Consider the following 3,957-nt stretch of genomic DNA (forward strand, 5'->3'; position numbering starts at 1 on the left):
CAGCTCCCCCTTCAACGCTTCAAGGGCCACCTTCGCCTTGAAATCCGCCGAATAACGCTTCCTCGTGTTCGCCATCGATATCGTCCTCTCGTCAGAGCGATACCAGCTTATCTCCCTGTCCGAAATCCGGGGGCCACCTCATTTTGCGCGTAGTGCCTGGACGAAATCCTGATTGCGTATCTCTGCGATAAGCGTTCGCACGGTACGCTTGACCACCCCCGTCGGGATGACCGACAGGGTAAAGGCGGGCAGCATGAGATAGCGCAGGTGCTCCAGATCAAGGCGCCAGAGTTCAACAGGTCGCCGCTCTCTATGGCACCTGCCGACGCCTGAAGCAGCCTGCCGGAAAGCGCAAGCGCTAGAACATCATGCCGTCAGGTGGATACCTGCTGACGGGAAAAATGATGCGCCAGACAATGACCTGGAGCGCCCGGCCTGACTCCGTCAGGTCGGAATGCGCTCCAAGCTGCTCGCATCCAAACAGGGCACTCGTACCGCTTACTGATGAACTCCATGCGTGGCCGCCATCTGCGCCAGTGTCAGCTCCCCCTTCAGCGTCAAGAGGCCCCCTCCGAAGGACAACCATGGCGGAGCGGCAATCATCCCGTCGCGGGCGATGCCGGACACGGGTTGCCCGCGAAGGGGGGATCCAGTCGGATCGGCTTCAGGTCGGTGCCGCGCGCGAGCCTGTGCGTTCCTCAGTCGTGTTCGCGTACGAAATGCCCCGGCTCGACCTCGACCAGCGGTCGGTGCGGCGCCACGTAGTCGAGCGGTCGCGCCGGGCTCTTGATCTCCTCGGTCATCAATCCGCGCCGCGCAGGCCGGCGCTCGGGATCGGGAATCGGTGCGGCGGCGATCAGCTTCTGCGTGTAGGGATGCTTCGGATTGCCGAGCACCGCCCGGCGGGGCCCCATCTCGACGATCTCACCCAGATACATTACCGCGATGCGGTGGCTGACGCGTTCGACGATGGCGATGTCGTGGCTGATAAAGAGAAAGGCCAGGCCGAGTTCGCGCTGCAGATCGAGCATCAGGTTGATCACCTGCGCCTTGATCGAGACGTCGAGCGCAGAGACGCTCTCATCCGCCACGATCAGGCGGGGCTCCACGGCGAGCGAGCGGGCGATGCAAAGGCGCTGACGCTGTCCGCCGGAGAATTCATGCGGAAAGCGCAAAGCGTGTTCGGACAGCAGCCCGACCTGCTCCAGCAATTGTTCGACCCGCGCATCCGCATCGGCGCCTTTGGCTAGCCCGTGCACGGTGATCGGTTCACGGATCGCTGCGCCCACGGTCTTGCGTGGATTGAGCGAACCGAACGGATCCTGGAAGATCATCTGCATGCGCTTGCGCGCTTCCCGCATCTGCACCGGGCTGGCCTGCATCAGTTCCCGGCCCTCGAAACGGATCGACCCGCTACGCGGCTCGATCAGGCGCAGGATGGAACGTCCCGTCGTCGACTTGCCGCAACCGGATTCGCCGACGAGTGCCAGGGTCTCGCCGGCGCGCAAGTCGAAGGAAACGTCGGAAACCGCATGCACCTCGCCGACCGCGCGCCCCAGAAGGCCGCCGCTGACCGTGAAGCGCGTGACCAGATTCTCGACTTGCAGGATCGGCTCACCGCGTTGATCCGGCTCGTCTGCCTCACCCGCAAGCAGGCCTGCGTCATCCGTTGCCGCCGCAGCAGCGGGTGTGTCGGCTTTGTCCTCACGAAAGGCCGGGAAGCGGCGCGGCAACTCCGTTTCGGTCAACGTGCCGAGCTGTGGCACGGAGCCCAGCAGCTTGCGGCTGTAGGGATGGCGCGGATTGGCAAAAATCTCCCTGACATCCCCGGATTCGACCATGTCGCCCTTGAGCATGACCACGACACGATCCGCGATCTCGGCCACGACACCCATGTCATGGGTGATGAACATCACCGACATGCCGATTTCCTTCTGGAGCTCGCGGATGAGCTCGAGGATCTGGGCCTGGATGGTGACGTCGAGCGCCGTGGTCGGCTCGTCGGCGATCAGCAGCTTCGGCTGGCAGGCGAGCGCCATGGCGATCATCACGCGCTGACGCATGCCGCCGGAAAAGGTATGGGGAAACTCGCCCAGGCGCCGGCTCGCATCGGGAATGCGCACCAGGTCGAACAGCCGCAGCGTCTCGGCCCGGGCTTCGGCCTGGTTGAGGCTACGATGGCGCATCAGCACTTCCGAGACCTGCGCGCCCACGGTGAGCACCGGGTTGAGGCTCGTCATCGGCTCCTGGAAGATCATGCCGATGCGTCCGCCGCGCACGTCGCGCATGCGCTCTTCCGACAAGGCCGGCAGGCTCTGCCCCTCCAGCAGGATGTCCCCCTCGATGCGCCCGGTATTCTCCGGCACAAGCCGCATGATCGAGAGGGCGGTGACGCTCTTGCCGGATCCGCTTTCGCCGACAACGGCCACGGTCTCGCGTTCGGCAATGTCGAAACTGACGTTCTTCACGACGGGGACCCATTCCCCGTCCACACGGAAGGAGGTCGTGAGGTTGCGTAGACTGATGACAGGCTGCATCACTGCTCTCCCTTCAGGCGCGGATCAATGGCGTCGCGCAGCCCGTCGCCGAGCAGGTTGAGCGCGAAGACGACGATCAGGATTGCGATCGAGGGGAAGAGGACCAGATAAAAGCTGTCGAGGATGTTCTCGAAACCCTCCCGGATCATGCCGCCCCATGTGGGTGTGGGCGGGCTGACGCCGAGTCCGATGAAGGCCAGCGAGGCTTCGACGCGGATGGCTGTGGCGAGCCAGAGCGAGCCCATCACCAGCACTTCCGGCAGGATGTTGGGCAGGACATGCCCGAACATCAGCCGCAGATCGGAATAGCCCAGCGCGCGCCCGGCCTCGATGAACTCGCGCTCCTTGATGGCGATTGTCGGCGCGCGGGCGATGCGTGCGAAGGGTGGTATCGCGGTGAGCGCGATGGCGATGATCAGGTTCTCGACGCTGGGGCCGAGCATGGCCACCACGATCAGGCCGAGAATCAGCGACGGAAAGGCAAGCAGCACGTCATTGGCCTGCATCACGATAATATCGACCTTGCCGCCGAAATAGCCGGCCACGAGGCCGATCGTGGTGCCGATGACCATGGCGATACCGATCGCGACGATGCCGATGGTGAGCGAGATCCGTGCCCCCCACATGATCCGTGAGAGAATGTCGCGACCGAAGGAATCGGTCCCGAAGAGGTAATCCGCGCTGGGCCCCTTCAACCGGTTGAAGACGTCCTGATCCAGCGGATCGTGCGGGGCGATCACCGGGGCCAGCAGCGCCAGCAGGCAGACGAAGACGAACAGTCCCAGGCCGATCCAGGAGGTCTTGTTGGTGTTGAACGCCTTCAGGAGTCCGGCACCGGCTGCGGCGACGGTTGTCCGGAAGTAGTTGCGCGAGGCGTTTGCCGAAGGGGTCGAGTTGGCTGCGCTCATTTGTATTTGATCCTCGGGTCGATCAGGCCGTAGGTCAGGTCGGTCAACAGGTTCACCACCACGACGATCAGCGTGTAGATCACCATCATGCCCTGCAGCATGGTGTAGTCACGCTGGTTCAGCGCGCCGACGATGAGCCGGCCGAGGCCGGGGCGGTTGAAGACGATTTCGGTGAGCACGGAATTCCCGATCAGGATGCCGAGATAGAGCCCCACCACGGTCACGACGGGGATCATCGTGTTGCGCAAGCAGTGACGCCAGATGATCGTGCCGAAGGCCAGACCCTTGGCCTTGGCCGTGCGCACGTAATCCTGCCCCAGCACTTCCAGCATGGCCGAGCGCGATACGCGGGTGATGTAGGCCGCCATGATCAGGCCGAGATTGATTGCCGGCAGCGCCAGATCGTTCAGCCTTGCACCGAACGTATCGCCGCGCCCGGTGCTCATCACCGGGAACCAGCGCAGGGTGATGGCGAAGGCGAGCAGCAACAGGATCGCCGAGACGAAGGCGGG

Annotated in this window: 3 protein-coding genes and 1 pseudogene; all 4 read right to left on the reverse strand. The window is 63.8% G+C overall.

Features of this window, described 5'->3' with window-relative positions; translation table 11 throughout:
• Positions 1–141 precede the first annotated feature (141 nt).
• Positions 142–288: pseudogene (locus VKP01_RS03645) on the reverse strand (ABC transporter permease); the annotation flags it as partial.
• A gap of 410 nt (positions 289–698) precedes the next feature.
• A complete protein-coding gene (locus VKP01_RS03650; protein WP_324410371.1) occupies positions 699–2,537 on the reverse strand; it encodes an ABC transporter ATP-binding protein in 1,839 nt (612 codons plus the stop codon).
• The gene (locus tag VKP01_RS03655) at positions 2,537–3,445 is read right to left on the reverse strand and encodes an ABC transporter permease (protein WP_324410373.1); all 909 of its coding nucleotides are present in this window, start codon (positions 3,443–3,445) and stop codon (positions 2,537–2,539) included. Before VKP01_RS03655 ends, VKP01_RS03650 begins: the two co-directional genes overlap by 1 nt.
• The coding region (locus VKP01_RS03660) for an ABC transporter permease (protein ID WP_324410375.1) at positions 3,442–3,957 on the reverse strand (516 nt) is incomplete at its 5' end. The genes VKP01_RS03655 and VKP01_RS03660, both read right to left, overlap by 4 nt.

This window comes from Saliniramus sp., assembly GCF_035311605.1.
Taxonomy (GTDB): domain Bacteria; phylum Pseudomonadota; class Alphaproteobacteria; order Rhizobiales; family Beijerinckiaceae; genus Saliniramus.